At 70.3% G+C, this 15,754-nt stretch carries 14 protein-coding genes and 1 pseudogene; 6 read left to right on the top strand and 9 right to left on the bottom strand.

Annotated features, from left to right (window positions below):
- Positions 1-29 precede the first annotated feature (29 nt).
- A pseudogene (gene sigJ, locus ACIRF9_RS15775) lies at positions 30-973 on the top strand (RNA polymerase sigma factor SigJ).
- A gap of 111 nt (positions 974-1,084) precedes the next feature.
- On the opposite strand, the gene ACIRF9_RS15770 reads toward sigJ, so the two are convergent.
- Genes ACIRF9_RS15770 through ACIRF9_RS15760 form a run of 3 tightly spaced genes read right to left on the bottom strand, consistent with a single transcriptional unit; the run spans position 1,085 to position 3,566 of the window.
- Positions 1,085-1,870, bottom strand: coding sequence for an ABC transporter permease (locus tag ACIRF9_RS15770; protein WP_403821332.1), 786 nt, complete (start codon positions 1,868-1,870; stop codon positions 1,085-1,087).
- The gene (locus ACIRF9_RS15765) at positions 1,867-2,865 is read right to left on the bottom strand and encodes an ATP-binding cassette domain-containing protein (protein ID WP_403821329.1); all 999 of its coding nucleotides are present in this window, start codon (positions 2,863-2,865) and stop codon (positions 1,867-1,869) included. The genes ACIRF9_RS15770 and ACIRF9_RS15765 overlap by 4 nt, the downstream gene beginning before the upstream one ends.
- A 29-nt stretch (positions 2,866-2,894) precedes the next feature.
- Positions 2,895-3,566 carry a DUF4097 family beta strand repeat-containing protein gene (locus tag ACIRF9_RS15760; RefSeq protein ID WP_403821326.1) on the bottom strand — a complete coding sequence of 224 codons (672 nt, stop codon included), beginning with the start codon at positions 3,564-3,566 and terminating at the stop codon, positions 2,895-2,897.
- Between the two features lie 224 nt (positions 3,567-3,790).
- Between ACIRF9_RS15760 and ACIRF9_RS15755 the strand changes: the two genes are divergently transcribed.
- The gene (locus ACIRF9_RS15755) at positions 3,791-4,543 is read left to right on the top strand and encodes a helix-turn-helix domain-containing protein (protein ID WP_403821324.1); all 753 of its coding nucleotides are present in this window, start codon (positions 3,791-3,793) and stop codon (positions 4,541-4,543) included.
- A 39-nt stretch (positions 4,544-4,582) separates the two neighbouring features.
- Here the strand turns inward: ACIRF9_RS15755 and ACIRF9_RS15750 are convergent, their stop codons facing one another.
- Positions 4,583-4,906, bottom strand: coding sequence for a GYD domain-containing protein (locus tag ACIRF9_RS15750; protein WP_403821321.1), 324 nt, complete (start codon positions 4,904-4,906; stop codon positions 4,583-4,585).
- A 276-nt stretch (positions 4,907-5,182) separates the two neighbouring features.
- Here ACIRF9_RS15750 and ACIRF9_RS15745 point away from each other — a divergent pair, with 276 nt between their 5' ends.
- Positions 5,183-5,956 carry a ferritin-like domain-containing protein gene (locus ACIRF9_RS15745; RefSeq protein ID WP_403821319.1) on the top strand — a complete coding sequence of 258 codons (774 nt, stop codon included), beginning with the start codon at positions 5,183-5,185 and terminating at the stop codon, positions 5,954-5,956.
- On the opposite strand, the gene ACIRF9_RS15740 is transcribed toward ACIRF9_RS15745, so the two are convergent.
- Entirely contained in the window at positions 5,896-7,179 is a 1,284-nt protein-coding gene (locus tag ACIRF9_RS15740; RefSeq protein ID WP_403821316.1) for a helix-turn-helix domain-containing protein, read from the bottom strand. The genes ACIRF9_RS15745 and ACIRF9_RS15740 overlap by 61 nt on opposite strands.
- Before the next feature lie 213 nt (positions 7,180-7,392).
- Between ACIRF9_RS15740 and ACIRF9_RS15735 the strand changes: the two genes are divergently transcribed.
- Positions 7,393-8,187, top strand: coding sequence for a DUF4232 domain-containing protein (locus ACIRF9_RS15735; protein ID WP_403821313.1), 795 nt, complete (start codon positions 7,393-7,395; stop codon positions 8,185-8,187).
- 155 nt (positions 8,188-8,342) lie between these two features.
- Here the strand turns inward: ACIRF9_RS15735 and ACIRF9_RS15730 are convergent, their stop codons facing one another.
- Positions 8,343-10,178: an endo alpha-1,4 polygalactosaminidase gene (locus ACIRF9_RS15730; RefSeq protein ID WP_403821310.1), complete on the bottom strand. Its 1,836-nt coding sequence runs from the start codon at positions 10,176-10,178 to the stop codon at positions 8,343-8,345.
- 377 nt (positions 10,179-10,555) lie between these two features.
- Here ACIRF9_RS15730 and ACIRF9_RS15725 point away from each other — a divergent pair, with 377 nt between their 5' ends.
- Together ACIRF9_RS15725 and ACIRF9_RS15720 are read left to right on the top strand one after the other, a co-directional pair.
- Positions 10,556-12,538 (top strand): nitrate- and nitrite sensing domain-containing protein, encoded by a 1,983-nt coding sequence (locus ACIRF9_RS15725; protein ID WP_403821307.1) that lies wholly within the window; start codon positions 10,556-10,558, stop codon positions 12,536-12,538.
- Complete coding sequence (locus tag ACIRF9_RS15720) at positions 12,535-12,969, top strand: roadblock/LC7 domain-containing protein (RefSeq protein WP_403821304.1); 435 nt, start codon at positions 12,535-12,537, stop codon at positions 12,967-12,969. Before ACIRF9_RS15725 ends, ACIRF9_RS15720 begins: the two co-directional genes overlap by 4 nt.
- Here ACIRF9_RS15720 and ACIRF9_RS15715 read toward each other — a convergent pair.
- Genes ACIRF9_RS15715 through ACIRF9_RS15705 form a run of 3 tightly spaced genes read right to left on the bottom strand, consistent with a single transcriptional unit; the run spans position 12,957 to position 15,697 of the window.
- Entirely contained in the window at positions 12,957-13,736 is a 780-nt protein-coding gene (locus tag ACIRF9_RS15715) for a polysaccharide deacetylase family protein (protein WP_403821302.1), read from the bottom strand. The genes ACIRF9_RS15720 and ACIRF9_RS15715 overlap by 13 nt on opposite strands.
- Positions 13,700-14,833, bottom strand: a complete 1,134-nt coding sequence (locus ACIRF9_RS15710) for an acyltransferase family protein (protein ID WP_403821299.1) — start codon at positions 14,831-14,833, stop codon at positions 13,700-13,702. Before ACIRF9_RS15710 ends, ACIRF9_RS15715 begins: the two co-directional genes overlap by 37 nt.
- Before the next feature lie 60 nt (positions 14,834-14,893).
- Positions 14,894-15,697 (bottom strand): class I SAM-dependent methyltransferase, encoded by an 804-nt coding sequence (locus ACIRF9_RS15705; protein ID WP_403821297.1) that lies wholly within the window; start codon positions 15,695-15,697, stop codon positions 14,894-14,896.
- Positions 15,698-15,754 lie beyond the last annotated feature (57 nt).

The raw sequence follows: 15,754 nt of genomic DNA, 5'->3' as shown, positions 1-15,754 counted from the left end.
CACACATCACCGAGGGAGCCGCCGACACCATGACCACCCCGACCGAGCCAGGGGACGGCCCGCCCGATCCGGGCCTGAGCGCGATCACGCGTGAGCGGCGTCGGCTGACCGGTCTCGCGTACCGGCTCCTGGGCTCCCTCGCCGAAGCCGAGGACGTCGTACAGGAGACGTACGCCCGCTGGTACGCCCTGTCCCCCGGCAGCGGGAGGGCATCGCGTCCCCCGGTGGCTGGCTGACCACCGTCGCCGGCCGCATCTGCCTCGACCTGCTCGGCTCGGCACGGGCCAGGCGGGAGCGCTACGTGGGCGAATGGATCCCGGAGCCGCTGCCCGACCGTACGGAGTGGATGAGCGGACGGTGGGGCGACGCCACGGCCGATGCGGCCGATCCGGCCGACCGGGTCACCCTCGACGAGTCGATCAACATGGCCTTCCTCGTCGTACTCGAATCGATGACCCCGGCCGAGCGCGTCGCGTTCGTCCTGCACGACGTCTTCCGCTACTCCTTCGCCGAAGTGGCCGAGATCGTCGGCCGTACGCCGGGAGCCTGCCGCCAACTCGCCTCGTCGGCCCGCCGTCGCCTGGGCGCGGCGCGGCCTCCCGCGGCCCCGGCGGGCCGGCGCGCCGACCTCGTCAGAGCCTTCAAACGGGCCTGGGAGGCCAAGGACATCGACGCCCTCGTCGGCCTGCTGTCCCCCGACGCCACGGCGACCGGCGACGGCGGCGGACTCGCTTCGGCCGCACTCCACCCCGTCGAGGGCGCCGAGCGGATCGCCCGCTTCCTCACCGAACGGGCCGCCGCACCGCCGGGTGTGACGATCCTCGAGCGCACGGTCAACGGCCAGTGCGGCCTGGTGGCCCGACTCGACGGCGTCACCGTGTCCGTGATGGCGTTCGACGTCGCGGGCGACCGCATCACACGCATCTGGGCCGTGCTCAACCCCGACAAACTCCGGCCCTGGACGACGGACTGACACCCGCACGGCGGTGTGCGACGCGAACGGGCGGCGCACGCCGACGGGTGTCGGTGTACGCCGCCCTCGGGTGGGACGCGCCGCGGGAGCCGGCCCGCGCTGTCACGGCGGTTACTTCGGGTCGCCGTTGAACTTCGCGGCCGACCAGAAGTAGCCGAGCATCGCGAGGCCCAGGCACCAGGCGACGGCGATCCAGGCGTTGGTGCCGATCTCGGTGCCGAGCAGCAGACCGCGCAGGGTTTCGATGGCGGGGGTGAACGGCTGGTACTCGGCGATCGGCTGGAACCAGCCCGGCATGGTCTCGGCCGGGATGAAGGCGCTGGAGATGAGCGGCAGGAGGATCAGCGGCTGTGCGCTGTTGGCGGCGGCCTCGGCGTTCGGGCTGGCCAGGCCCATGCCGACCGCGATCCAGGTGAGCGCCAGGGAGAACAGGGCGAGCAGCCCGAACGCCGCCAGCCACTCCAGGGCCGAGGCGTCGGCGGAGCGGAAGCCGATGGCCACGGCGACGGCGCCGACGAGGACCACGCTGGCGACGCACTGCAGCACGCTGCCGACGACGTGCCCGACGAGCACGGAGCCGCGGTGGATGGCCATGGTGCGGAAGCGGGCGATGATGCCCTCGTTCATGTCGGTGGAGACGGACACCGCGGTCCCGACGACGGTGCCGCCGATGGTCATCATCAGGATGCCCGGGACGATGTAGGCGATGTAGTCGGAGCGGTCGCTGCCGCCGATGCCCGCGCTCATCACGTCGCCGAAGATGTAGACGAAGAGCAGCAGGAGCATGACCGGGGTGAGCAGCAGGTTCAGGGTCAGGGACGGGTAGCGCCGGGCGTGCAGGAGGTTGCGGCGCAGCATGGTGGACGAGTCGCGGACGGCCAGGGCGAAGGTGCTCATCGGACGGACTCCTTGGACTGGGTGGGGACCTTGGTGCTGCCGGTCAGGGCGAAGAACACGTCGTCGAGGTCGGGGGTGTGCACGGTCAGCTCGTCGGCCTCGATGCCGGCCGAGTCCAGCCGGTCGAGGACGGAGCGCAGTTCGCGCTGGCTGCCGCCGCTGGGGATCTGCAGGGCCAGCGCCTCGTCGATGGGGGTCCCCCCGCGCGAGCGAAGCCGAGCGTGGGGGAGGGTGACCTCGCCCAGCGCGGAGACGGCGCTCCGGTACGCGGCCGGGTCGGAGAAGCGGAGCCGTACGTGGCCGCCGGGGACGAGCCGCTTGAGCTCCTCGGCGGTGCCCTCGGCGGCGATCCCGCCGTCGTGGAGCACGGCGATGCGGTCGGCGAGCTGGTCGGCCTCCTCCAGGTACTGGGTGGTGAGGAATACGGTGACGCCGTCGGAGACCAGCTCGCGGATGATCTGCCACATGGTGTGGCGGGAGCGTGGGTCGAGGCCGGTGGTGGGCTCGTCGAGGAAGATGATCCGCGGGCTGCCGACCAGGGTCATGGCGATGTCGAGGCGGCGCTTCATCCCGCCGGAGTAGGTGGACGCGGGCTTCTTCGCGGCCTCGACCAGGTCGAAGCGCTCCAGCAGTTCGGCGGTGACCCGCCGTCCCTCGCCCTTGGAGAGGTGGTGCAGGTCCGCCATGAGGAGCATGTTCTCCTCCCCGGTGATCAGACCGTCCACGGCCGAGAACTGGCCGGTGACACCGATCGCGGCGCGCACGGCCTGCGGGGCGGTGGCGAGGTCGTGGCCGCCGACGCGGAGCTCGCCGGAGCCGGGGTCGGGGGAGATGAGGGTGGAGAGGATCTTGACGGCGGTGGTCTTGCCGGCGCCGTTCGGGCCGAGCAGGGAGAAGATCGTCCCTTCCGGGACGGCCAGGTCGACGCCGTCGAGGACGGTCTTGTCGCCGTAGGACTTGCGCAGCCCGTTCGCCGCGATGGCCAGGTCGGTCATGAGAGGAGCTCCTTTTTCCGGGCGGCCGGTCACAGGCTGCGGGCGGTGATGTCGCCGAAGGCGGTGGTCGCGTGGATGTTCAGGCCGGCGGCGCCGCCGTCGGTGTTCCTGAGCGCGTTGTGGATCCGGCCGTAGCCGGTGCCGGCGTCCAGGGAGGCGGAGACTCCGCGGGCGGCGCCGACCGAGATCTCGCCGTGCTCGGTGCGCAGCGCGACCGAGCCGCGTACGGCCTCGGTGATACGGAGGTCGCCCTTCTGGGTGCTGATCTCCGCGGGGCCGCCCAGGCGGCCGACCGAGACGTCACCGGAGAGGAGGGTGAGACGGGCACTCGCGGTCTCGTCGAGCTTCACCGAGGCGTGCGCGCTCTCGAAGGCGACGTCGCCGAGCCGTCCGACGCCCCGGAACTCGGCGGCGGCCGCCTTGGCCTCGACGCGGGAGCCGGCGGGCAGCTGGACGGTGACCTCGATCGATCCGGACAGGCCGAGGAGCCGGTGCTTCGCCGCCGGGACCTCGATGCGCAGGACGCCGTCAACGTAGGCGACCTCGGTCTGCTCCGCGGCCTTCACGTCGCGGCCCTTCGAGGCGTCCGCGGGCAGGACCTCGACGGTGGTGTCGGCCCGGTCGGCGGCGATGAACCGGATGCGCCCCGCGGGGATGTCGAGGACGGCGGAGACCGGGGCGGGGGTGTTGAACTTCTGCATCGTGCTCTCCTTGCGCTCGTCGTTTCCGATGAAGGAAAAGCTACGTTGCGTTCATGCGTCTGGCAACAGACTCGTTGCGCATAATCGCAATACTCGCAGGTGAAGACAGGGAATTCATTGCAATGGCCTCGAACCTAATGCAACAAACCTCGCCTCATTCATTGCAATGAATTGGTGGTGAACGCTATAGTCGAGGCACCACGCACCACGAAGGAGAGACCGCGATGCCGGGAGGCAGACTCACCCAGCAGGAACGCCAGCAGATCGCGCTGGGACTGGCCGACGGCCTCGCCTACGCGGAGATCGCCAGACGCCTCGACCGCCCGACCTCGACCATCACGCGCGAGGTGATGCGCAACGGCGGCCCCACCTCCTACCGCGCGGACCTCGCCCACCGCGCCACCGAACGCCGCGCGCACCGGCGCCGGCAGGCCGCCGCCCAGGGGGTGGAGGCGCCCCCGCAGGCCTACGGCCGCGACGCCGAGGCCGTGCGCGAGTACGAGGAGACGTTCACCACCGTCATGATGGCCTCGGGCATGCCCAAGATGATGGCCCGGGTGATGGCCTGCCTCACGCTCACCGACACGGGCAGCCTCACCGCCTCCGAACTCGTCCAGCGCCTCCAGGTCAGCCCGGCGTCCATCTCCAAGGCGATCGCGTTCCTCGAGAGCCAGGGCCTCGCACGCCGGGAACGCGACGAACGCCGCCGTGAGCGCTACGTCGTCGACGACGACATCTGGTACCAGTCGATGATGGCCAGCGCCAAGGCCACCGCCCAGATCGTCGAGATCGCCCAGCAGGGTGTCGGCGTCCTCGGTCCCGGCACCCCGGCCGGCACCCGCCTCGAGAACGTCGCCCGCTTCCTCGACTTCGTCAGCGAGAGCACCGCCCGCGCCGCGGAGCAGGCCCGCGACATCCTCTACGCGAAAGCAGGAACGCCCTCGGAAGACACCGCCGAGCCGACTCCGGACCGCTGACGGACGGGCGTCCGGCCCCGGAGCCGGTGATGCCTCCGCTCAGCTGACGCCCGGCGCGCGAAAGAAGACCTGCCGACGGGTGGCCTCGTCGATCTCGTCGACGGTGAGGAGCGGGGTCGCCCGGGTGTGCAGCGCTCCGCTGGCCTTGACGCCGAGGCTGACGGCGGCCATGGACACCGCGTCGGGGAAGTCGACGATGAGCACGACGTCGTCCTCCCCAAAGGCGAAGTACATGGCCTCGACCCGCCCGCCGAGGCCGGTGACGACCTGATCGACGGCGGCACGGCGCCCGCTCGCGCCTTCCTTGAGCAGCCCCTTGGTGCCCTCGGGCGTGTAGGTGGCCTGGATCAGGAACTTCGGCATAGGGGTGCTACCTGCCCATCGCTTGTCCGGTGTCCAAGACTTCTCCGGTGCCCAAGGGTCTTCCCGCTGCCGCATCGGCCCCCCTGCGCGGAACGACCGGATTCACTCGTTGGAACCCGCGCTCGCCGGAGAGGCCTTCACTTCGCCTCGTGACACCACGGGCCCGGGGCCCTCGACCGTGTTCGGGCACCCGGCAGCAGCGGAACGTTTCGGCGCCCACTCGCGTCGTCCCTCTCCGGGACACGGTGACCGTGCCCACCGGAGAGGGGAGACCGAGTGCGTACGGGCGGCTTCGCCGAGTGGACAAGGCGGTTCGAGGACGAGCGCGAGCGCAGACGCGCCCAGGGCGATCCGGACTGGGGGCGGGACGCGACGCTGCACCCGGCGGTGTGGGCCGGCATCCAGCGCTTCCAGGTCGGCGAGGACGGCGACGGGGCCAACCTCGTCGGCAAGGCGGACCAGGCAGGCGACGCCGACTACGCACAGGCGGTCCGGCTCTTCGTCGCCGAGGAACAGAACCACGCCCGTCTCCTGGCCCGGCTGCTGGCCGCGGGGGGCATGCCGACGCTGACCGGGCACTGGAGCGACACGGTCTTCGTACGGCTGCGGCGCCTCATGGGCCTGCGCATGGAACTGCTGGTGCTGATGATCGCGGAAGTGGTCGCGCTGCGGTACTACCGGGCCCTGCGCGACGGCACCGACGACCCGCTCACCACGGATGTGGCGGGGCGGATCCTGTCCGACGAGCAGCGCCACGTCCCGTTCCACTGCGAGCGACTGCATGCCTCCCTGGCGGAACTGCCCCGCCCCGTGCGCCGCCCGGTGACGGCCCTGTGGCGACTGCTCCTGCTCGCGGTCTCTCTCGTCGTGGCCGCCGACCACGGACCCGCACTGCGCCGGCTCGGCGTCGGACGCCGGCGCTTCGTGGCCGACGTCATGGCCTCCTCCCGCACGGTGGTCTCCGCGGTGCTGGCGCCCCACCCGGACGCTCAGCCGGAAACCTCGGGTTCGTACTCGTTGCGCCCCCACTCCGAGGAACCGTTCGGATAGAGGTACGCGGGCCGGCCCACGTTGCCGCTCGTGCGGAAGGGGTTGCCCTTGTCGTCGACGCGCAGCATGCCGTGCCGGTCACCGCTGGACCACTCCAGTTCCAGGTACCAGCTCACGTTGTACGACCGCGCGTTCGCGAAGATGTAGTAGACCTCGGGATCCGACTCGCTCACCTTGTACGGGAAGTCGCGCTGACCGGACCGGGGGTCGACCGTGGGCTGCCGGTTGTCGAGGTTCACGTCGAAGGCCCTCGTGTCCACGCCGCCACCGCACCCGTCGTGCATCTGGTAGTCGTTCCAGGCGAGCGGCGCGCTCTTGTCCACCACCCGCACATGCAGGTCCTCGATGACGACGGTGGCCTTCCCGGTGCCCTGCACGGTCAGCGCGAGCATCTGCTGTCCGGCGGTGACCCCGCCGAGCGCGGTGATCCACCCGCGGGCGTCCGGTTCGTTCGGCGGCGGAGGCACCTGATCGGGTTCCCGGTTGATCAGGACGTGCGGGCCGCACGGGTCCTCCCACTTGTACGGGTTGACGGCGACGGTGGGCGCGGTGGCCCCGTCCTCGGAGCCGTCGCCGCCCTGGGCCGCCCCGGCCCCGCCGCTGCGTGAGGCGGAGACGGAAGCCGTGGGACTGCCGCTGCGCGAGGCGGACGGCGAGGCCGACGTGCCCTTCGCGTCGGCCGCCCCGGGGCTCTCGTCGACGGACGGGGAGGCAGCCGCCCCCACGGACTGCTTCCCGCCCCGGTCGTCATCGCCCTTGCCGCCCACAAGATTCACCACGAGCGCGGCCGACACGAGCGCGGCGACCACGGCGGCCCCGGCGAGGACGACGGTACGGCGCCGGGCGCCGTTCGCCCCGGGCTGCAACGGGCCCTCGGGACCGACCTCGTCAGCCGCCCCGGTCCCGGTCTCAGCCGCCGCCTGCGGCTGAGGTTGCTCCTCCGCAGGGACCCCGCCCTCGGCCCCGCTCCCGCCCGCCTTCTGCCGCCGCCGGGCATCCGCGAGCACCCACCGCCGATGCAGCTCCACCAGTTCCTCGGGCGTCGCCTTGCACAACCGCGCGAACCGCTCCACGGGCGCGTAGTCCGTCGGCACGGCGTCCCCGTTGACGTACCGGTGAAGCGTCGACGTGCTCGTGTGCAGCCGCTTCCCGAGCACCCCGTAACTGAGCCCGGACCGCTCCTTCAACCGGCCCAACAGCTCCGAGAATTCGTCTCCCGCCACCGTCCCGCTCTCTCTCCACGTCCCGGGCCACCGTTCCAGGGGGAGGTCATTCCCCCAGGTCAGAGCCGTTCCAGCGTTCCAGCGTCCCGCAAACCCCGGCAGTCGTGGCGGGTGGGACGGATCACCGAACAAGCTTGGGCCATCCAAGCACGCCGCTCCCGGCAACCGGGTCGGCGGCCCATGCCAACACCCGTACCTCATCAGGGGGATCACATGTCCGCTCGTATCCGCAGCACCCGCCGCACCCGCACCACCCGCGTCTTCGTCGCCGCCGCACTCGCCGCCGCCGCGCTGTCGCTGACCGCCTGCAACAACGGAGAGGGCGCCAAGGACGAGGGGGCCTCCTCGGTGGGATTCGCGTCCGACGCCTCCGCCACTCCCTCGACCGGCTCGACGGGCTCGAGCGGCCTGACCGACACGCAGAACTCCACCGGTTCGACCGGCTCCAAGGGCTCCAAGGGCTCCAAGGGCTCCACGGGTTCCACGGGCTCGACGGGTTCCAAGACTTCGTCGGGTGGTTCGAAGGCCGCGTCGGGTGGTTCGAAGGGCTCCTCGGGCTCCTCGGACTCCTCGATCGACGAGGGCTCGGACGCGACCCTGAACCCCTGCACCCCCTCCTCCACCCGGACGACCGCCACGGAGGTCTCCCGCCCCCTGAACCACATGCTCCTCACCGTCACCAACACCGGCTCGAAGAACTGCGACCTCGTCTACTACCCGGCGGTCGCGTTCGAGGACGCCCAGTCCGTCCCGCCGGTCATCGAGGACTCCCAGCCGCAGGCGGTGGTCACGCTGGCGCCCGGCGAGTCGGGCTACGCGGGCATCCTTCTCTCCGCCGCGGACGGCAGCGACCCCAACGGCCGCACGGCCAAGTCCCTCGAGGTGTACTTCAACACGGACGCGACCGTCCCCGCCAAGCCCTCCCTCCCCGCGAAGGGCGTGTACATCGACGGCTCGATCCAGGTCACGTACTGGCAGTCCACCATGGCGGACGCCCTGCAGTGGTGACGCGCCGGCCCCCGGCACGCGACCACTGACCACTGGCTACCGACCACTGGCTACCAACCACTGACTACTGACCACTGATCACTGATCACAGCGAGAAGGCCCGGACGGAGACCCGGGCCTTCTTCGCGGTGCGGACCGGTTCGGCGGGCCCGGGGTCAACAGGTCTCGCGGACGTAGCCGCTGGTGCCCTTGGGTACGACGTCCTGGTCGCGGCGGACGATGCTCAGGGTGCTGCTCCAGCCGGAGCACGCGTGCGACAAGCCGTTGGCCGTGTATTCGACGACGAGCACGTTGTCGTCGAACGCGTCGGCGAACTCGCCGCACTCGTCCCACTGGCCGCACTCCTCCACCACGGCGAAGTCCAGGCCCACGGCCGCACGCCGGGACACGAGCTCCAGGGTGTTCTTCTGGGCGACGGCCAGGCCCTTCGCGTGGGCGTGCGCCACCAGCAGCTTCATGTAGGCCATGGCCTGATCGGCCGTGAGGTAGTCGGGGAAGCGCGTGAAGGTGTCGTAGTTGTCGGGTTCGACGGCCTTGTAGCCCTTGGTCGCGCACTGGTCGATCCAGGTGTCCACCTCGGAGGCGATACGCCGCCGCTTGGCGTCCGTACGGATGTCCAGGACGGCCTCGTTCCAGTCCTGGTCGTAGACGACGTTCCCGCCGGCGTCGCGCAGCAGCAGGTCGGAGTCCCAGTCCCCCTCCGCGTTCTCCTGCGCCTGGAAGGCGTTGAAATTGCAGATGTTGTAGACGCCCGGCGCGGGTTCGTCCTCGTGGCTGCGGCTGACCACCCGCACCCCGCTCGGCAGGGCGTACGCGCCGCCGATCTGGTAGTCCCACCGCACATGCTTCGGCGGCAGTGTCACTGCTGCCGCCACGGCGGAGGCGGATGCGGATGCCGAGGCGGGCGCGGAGACGCCCTCGGAGGCGGATGCCGAGGCGGATACGGAGCCGGCCGCCGTGGGCGACTGGGAACTGTCGTTCTGGTGAGCCCCGGTCTCCCCTTCCGTATCCCCCACCGTCTTCACCGCCGTGATGCTCAGCCCGGTGACGACCAGGGCTGCGGCGAGGCCGATGAGGATGTGCCGTCTTCGCCGTCCGCGACCGGCTCGGGCCCTGTCCGTTCCCTCCGCCTCGTGGCCGGGTTCCGCCGAGCCGGGGGCCACTGCCGGCGCGACCGGGCCGGTGGAGTCGGGCAGCGTCAGGACCATACGGTGCAGCTCGGCAAGCCCGGGACGGGCGGCCGGATCCTTGGCCAGGCAGCGTTCGGCGATGCTCCGGAGCGGTTCGGCGACTCCGTCCAGGGCGGGAGGCTCGTACATGACCTGATAGCCGGTCAGATACGGGCTGCTCCCGTCGAACGGACGCGTCCCGGTGGCCGCGTACACCAGCAACGATCCCAGCGAGAACACGTCCGAGGCGGCGGTGACCTCCCGGGGCGCGGTGAACTGCTCCGGCGACATGAAGGGCGGCGTGCCGATCAACCGCCCGGTCACGGTGAGGGCTTCGTTGTCGACCGCGTGCGAGACGCCGAAGTCGATGACGCGGGGTCCGTCCTCGGCCATCAGCACGTTGCTCGGCTTCAGGTCACGGTGCACGACACCCGCCTGGTGGATGTCCCGCAGCGCCTCGACCAGGCCCAGCGCGAGTGTGCGCAGCTCACGTCCGCTCAGCGGGCCGTCCTTGGCCACGACGTCCGACAGCGTGCGGCCCGGCACATACAGCGTCGCCATCCACGGCAGCTCGGCGTCCGGATCGGCGTCCACCACCGGGGCCGTGAACGCCCCGCTCACCCGACGGACCGCCGCTATCTCCTGCCTGAAGCGCGTCCGGAACTCCTCGTCCAGCGCGTACGGCGCGTGGACGACCTTGACCGCGACCTGCCGTCCCGAGGCCGAGCGACCCAGATACACGATGCCCATGCCGCCGCTGCCGAGCCGGTCGACCAGCGTGTATCCGCCTATGGACTCCGCATCCCCGGGGCTCAGCGGCATCACCTGTCACCTTTTCCATGTGCCGTGCTTTCGAAAGGTTGTTCAGGGGGATCAGAGTAGTCCGAGGTGCTGTGGGTAAGACAGAGTTCAAGTATCGTCCTGATCACCCCTTTGCCCGGTCACAGTCCTCCGGCCTGCGGTGTGAGGGCGGCGCAACTGAAGTTCTCACGGGGTCTAACAGGTCGGAAACCGCCCGCTGCGGCGGTCGGACTAGCTTCGTGGCCATGAGGGTGTGGACGCCATCTCGGCCGCTGTCCGGCAGGCTCGGCGCAATCGGCAAGGGCGCTTTCGGCAGGGTCGGTTCAGGGCGCCGCCACGGTGAACGAACAGCTTCCGGCCGCAGACCGCCCCCCGGCTGGCGCAGCATCAGAGGCCGTGTGGCGGTGGTCATCACGGTCCCGATCTGCTTATTGCTGGCGGTGGCCGGTCTGGCCGTGTACGGCCGTGCCGAGGCCCTCGGCGACGCGCGGACGACCCGTGCCGAGGTCGGGCTCAGCCTGCGGATCCAGGAACTGGTGCACCAGCTGCAACGCGAACGCGGCCTGACGAACGGTCTGTTGGGCGGCGAGGAGAGCTTCGGCACCCCGCTCGCCGCGACGCGCAAGCGCGTGGACACGGCGCTGCGCGGAATGCGCTCCGAACCCGCCGTCGAGGATGTCATCCAGCGGCATGTGCGCCGCCTCGGCACCGTCCGCGCCGCCGCCGACAGGGGCACCGACGGCACGAACCCCGCCGACCGGACCGCCACCCTCGCCTTCTACACCGCCGCCGTCGACGCCCTCAACGCCGTGGACCCGGTGGCGGAGACCGCGACCGGATCCGACCGGCGACTGCGCGACGAGATTGCGGCGTTGCGAGAACTGGCCGCGGCCAAGGAGGCGGTCGCTCTCGAACGGGGCTTCCTCAACGGTGTGTTCGCCGAAGGCGGCTTCCACCGCCGCGAGTACCTCACCTTCACAGAGATTCGTGCCACGCGCCTCGCCGCCCTCGCCCGTTTCCGGCAGGTCGCCACCGCACCCCAGCGCGCGGCCCTGAAGAAGGCCTTCAGCACCCCGGACGCCGAACGCGCCACCGCCTACGAGAACCGGGCGGAAGCCGCCGCCGACGGCTCCGCGCTGCACGCCGACGCCGGCGCCTGGTGGGACGCGATGACCGTACTCGTCGACGACCTGTACGCCGTACAGCAGTCGGTCGGGCACGACGCCAGGGACCGGGCCGACCGGCTCAGCCACGACGCCGAGACAGGCCTCGTCACCTACCTTGGCGCGGGAGCACTCATGGCCGCCCTCGTCGCGGGCCTCGCCGCCTTCGCCTCCCGTTCCCTCACGCGCCCGCTCGGCGCGCTCGCCGAGGCCGCCCACGACGTGGCACGCCACCGGCTGCCCGCGACCGTCGCCCGTATCCAGCAGTCCCCGCAGGACCACGCGGAGCTCCTTTCGTCGGCGGACGCGCCGGGCAACTCCGACGCACGTCTGCTGGGCGGCGCGGCGGAGATCACCGAGGTCGCGGCGTCCCTGCAACAGGTGGAACTCACCGCCCTCCGCCTGGCCGCCCAGCAGGCCGGCCTGCGCCGCACCACCACCGAGTCGCTCGCCAACCTCGGCCGCCGCAACCAGAACCTCGTACGCCGTCAGCTCAGCCTCATCACCCGCCTGGAACGGCAGGAACTCGACCCGGACGCCCTCGCCGAGCTCTTCGAGCTCGACCACCTCGCCACCCGTATGCGGCGCAACGCCGAAAGCCTCCTCGTCCTGGCCGGGCAGAATCCGCCGCGGCCCCCGGCGGCACCCGCCGACGGCCTGGAAGTCGTCCAGTCCGCCGTCGCCGAGGTGGAGCAGTACCGGCGGGTCCTGATCGCGACCGTGGAGCCGGTGCGCGTGCGGGGGCACGCCGTCGCCGATGTGGCCCATCTCCTCGCGGAACTCATCGAGAACGGGCTGACCTTCTCGCCACCGAACGAACCGGTCGAGGTGCACGGCTGGCACGACACCGAGGACGACGTCTACTGCTTCGCCGTCGTCGACCACGGCATCGGGATGTCCGAAGCCGACAAGGAACGTGCCAACGCCCGCCTCTCCGACGCCGGCGAGGAGGCCCTCCTCGCCGCGCCCACCCGCTTCCTCGGCCACCTCGTCGTCGGCCGACTCGCCCACCGCCTCGGTGAAGGCGCCCAGGTCCACCTCTTCGACACCACCGGCGGCGGCCTGTCCGCACTCCTCGCCCTCCCCGCGCGCCTGCTCGCCCCCGTGGAAGGCCCCTCCACCCCGCCCACCCGACCCGCTGTCTCCTCCCTGCTCAACGGTTTTCGAGCAGGTGTCGCCCGTGCCGAGGCCCGAAGCACACAAGGAGCGTCATCGTGACCACCGCCGTCCAGAATTTCGGCTGGCTCATCTCGGAGTTCGTACGCACCACCGACGGCGTCACCGATGCCGTCGCCGTCTCCTCCGACGGCCTGCTCATGGCCGCCTCGGACAGCCTGGCCCGAGACCGCGCCGATCACCTCGCCGCCGTCGTCTCCGGCATCACCAGCCTCGCCCAGAACGCGGCGACGGTACACGGCTTCCACGGCATGAAACTCGTCATGATCGAAATGCTCGGCGGCTTCCTCATGGTCGGTCGCGTCCGCGACGGCAGCTGCCTCGGCGTCCTCGCCGCCGAGGGGTGCGACGTCGGCCTGGTCGGCTATGAAATGGCCGTCCTCGCCGACCGCGCCGGCGAACTGCTCACCCCGCAGCTGGTGCGCGACCTCCACTCCGCTCCCCTGGCCGCGGGGGGTGTTCAGGGCCGGTAGACCATCCCCGGCCGGGGCTCGGCGGGGGCGAGCAGCTGCGACACCGTGACGATGGTGTAGCCGCGCCGCTCGAGGGCCTCGATGATTCCCGGGACGGCGGGCACGGTCCCCTTGTGCAGGTCGTGCAGCAGGATGATGCCGTCGCGGCGCGTCTGGTCGAGCACCCGCTGGGTGATCAGGGCCGAGTCGGTCGTCTCGTAGTCCTTGGCCGTGACACTCCACAGTACCGGCGCCAGCCCCAGGTCCCGGCAGACCTTGGACACCTCGCGGTTGACGCGGCCCTCCGGCGGACGCATCAGGACGGGCCGGGTGCCGGTGATCTTCTCGATGGCGTCCTGGGTCCGGGTCAACTCCTGACGGGCGTCCGCCACGGGGATCTCCGTCAACCTCTCGTGATTCCACGTGTGATTGCCGATTTCGTGGCCCTCGTCGGAGATGCGCCGCAGGATCTCGGGGTACTTCGCGATGTGGCCCTTCCCCTGCACGAAAAACGTCGCGTGCAGATCCTCCCGTTTCAGGATGTCCAGCAGCCCGGGGGTCGTCGGGCTGGGACCGCCGTCGAAGGTGAGGGCCACGCACTTCGCCTTCCGGCAGTCGACGTTCCCGGCCACCGATCCCGATGCCTTGTCGCGGGCGGCGCGCGGTGAGGTGTGATCGTAGGTCGTGATCGTCAGGGCCAGAATCAGCGCGACGACCAGGACGGTGGCCACGGTTGTGGTGACGGCGAGGATCACGCGAGACCGTCGTATTCGCGCATGGAAGGGCATGCGAGACCTTTCCCTGGATCGGGTTGTTGCCGAAATCGGAGCTCTCGCACGTGCGCGTCGAGTGTCAGCCGATTCCTCAGAAGTCGTCCGAGTCGGCCCTCCACCTTTTTGTGGACAAGCGCGGCCAGACCGAGCATGCAGATGACGGACACCGCCATCGAAGGCAATGGCCCCAGCCCCGGAAATGTCTGGATCAATCCCTTGGCCAAGGGAATTCCGAGGCTTTGGTGGATGAGGTAGAAGGGGTAGGTGAGCCCTCCGGCGGTGACCAGCCAACGCCGGCGCAGTCCCGCCAGCGGTCCGACACCGGCCAGTGCCAGCAGTCCGAGACAGAGGGTGAGTACGGCCGCGCACACGGCCCAGGAGGGCCGGCTCTCACCGGGGGACGTGGTGACATGGTCGGCCACCCGGAATTGGAGCACGGTGAGTTCGTAGCACCAGGAGAAACCCAGCAGCAGCCACAGCAGGAGGTTCTGTCCGAATCTGCGCATGAGGTAGAGCACGATCCCGGCGACGAAGAGGCCGCAGTATCGGGGAAGTACGAATTCGTTGAGCAGTGGCAGGCGAAGTTCAAGGGCGATGACAGCGGCCAGAAGCCAGGCTCCGCAGAAAGCCACCATCCGCCGATAGGACAGTCCGAAGACGAGCAGCACGGCCATCAGCAGGTAGAAGCGAGCCTCCACCCAGAGCGTCCAGCTGACTCCGCTGACCAGTTCGAGCCCCAGCGGTCCCGGAACCATCGTCAGGTTCCCCAGGACCGTACGCGGGTCGATGCGCGTGGCGGCAGGCCAATGGCCCATCCGTGCGGCCAGTACGAGCGCGACGACCATGAGCACCGCGCACCAGTAGGCAGGAAAGAGCCGTGACAGGCGGGAGACGGTGAACTGTCCGGGAGTCCGCCCCCAGCAACTCATGCAGATGACGAATCCGCTGATGATGAAGAAGAACTCGACGCCGAGCCAGCCGTAGCGGCTGATCTCGTGCAGCAACGGGGCGAAATCCCTGAGCTCGGTCTTTCCCCAGAAGTGCGGGGTGGGCGTCCCCAGGAAGTGGTACGCGGCCACCATCACCGCGGCTACCAGGCGGAGTCCGTCCATGGCGGCCAGGCGTACCTGTCCGGCGGCCGGTGCCGCTGATATGTCAGGCACCTGACAAGCTCAGAGGGTGGGCAGGGGCGAGCGGCTGACACGTATCTTCGACTGGCCGTGCGGGCGCTTCTCCCAGTCCTCCATGAAGCGCGCGTGCAAGCCGTTCCTGCGTGCGAGTGCCAGGAGGGTCTCGGTGCGGTAGTAGAAGTCCTCGCGCAGCACCTCGTGTTCGGTGCCCTCGGTGCGGTCGAAGGTGAAGTCGAAGAACCCGGTGTCGGTCAGCACACGGCCGACGTGCGCGAGGCATTCGTCGATGACGTTCAGCGGCGAGTGGGAGAAGACGCTGTGCGCGTGGATGACGTCGAAGTGGTCGCCGGGCAGGAAGTCCAGGGTGAGGTCCCCGGTGATGGTCAGGTGCGGCAGCTTGTCCTGGAGGCTGCGCTCGGTGAGGGTCTTCTTGGCGGCCATCAGGATGTCGGGCGAGATGTCGATGCCGTAGTAGTTGCCGGTGTCGAGGTGGCCGATGAAGCGCCAGCCGCCGCGCAGGTTGCCGCAGCCGATGTCGAGCATGCGGTGTTCGGGGCGCAGCCCGTGCTCGACGAGGTAGTCGAACTGCATCTGCCCGAGCGCCAGCCAGCGGTCGTGGGTCTGGCTGCCGACCGCGGCCTCCGGATTGCGGCGGGTGTCCGAGGCCATCACGGCCCGGTAGTAGCCGACGTGGTCGGGGTGCCTCAGACGCAGCCAGGCGTCCCGGCCCGCCCGGCGGAGGTACGGGGTGACACGGCCGGGGTGGCGAAGGGCGTATCCGATCTTGTGGGTGAGGGCGGCGCGGTTGTTGCGCAGTTTCTTCGGCGACTTGGCGTCAGCGGGCATGGTGAGGCGACCTCCGTGCGAAGGGGACCCTGGTGAGGGTTGAAGGGGTTGAAGGGG

Source organism: Streptomyces sp. NPDC096132 (assembly GCF_044763345.1).
Lineage (GTDB): Bacteria > Actinomycetota > Actinomycetes > Streptomycetales > Streptomycetaceae > Streptomyces.
The sequence above is the reverse complement of the archived record's forward strand: the minus strand, read 5'-3'. Positions and strand labels throughout refer to the sequence as shown.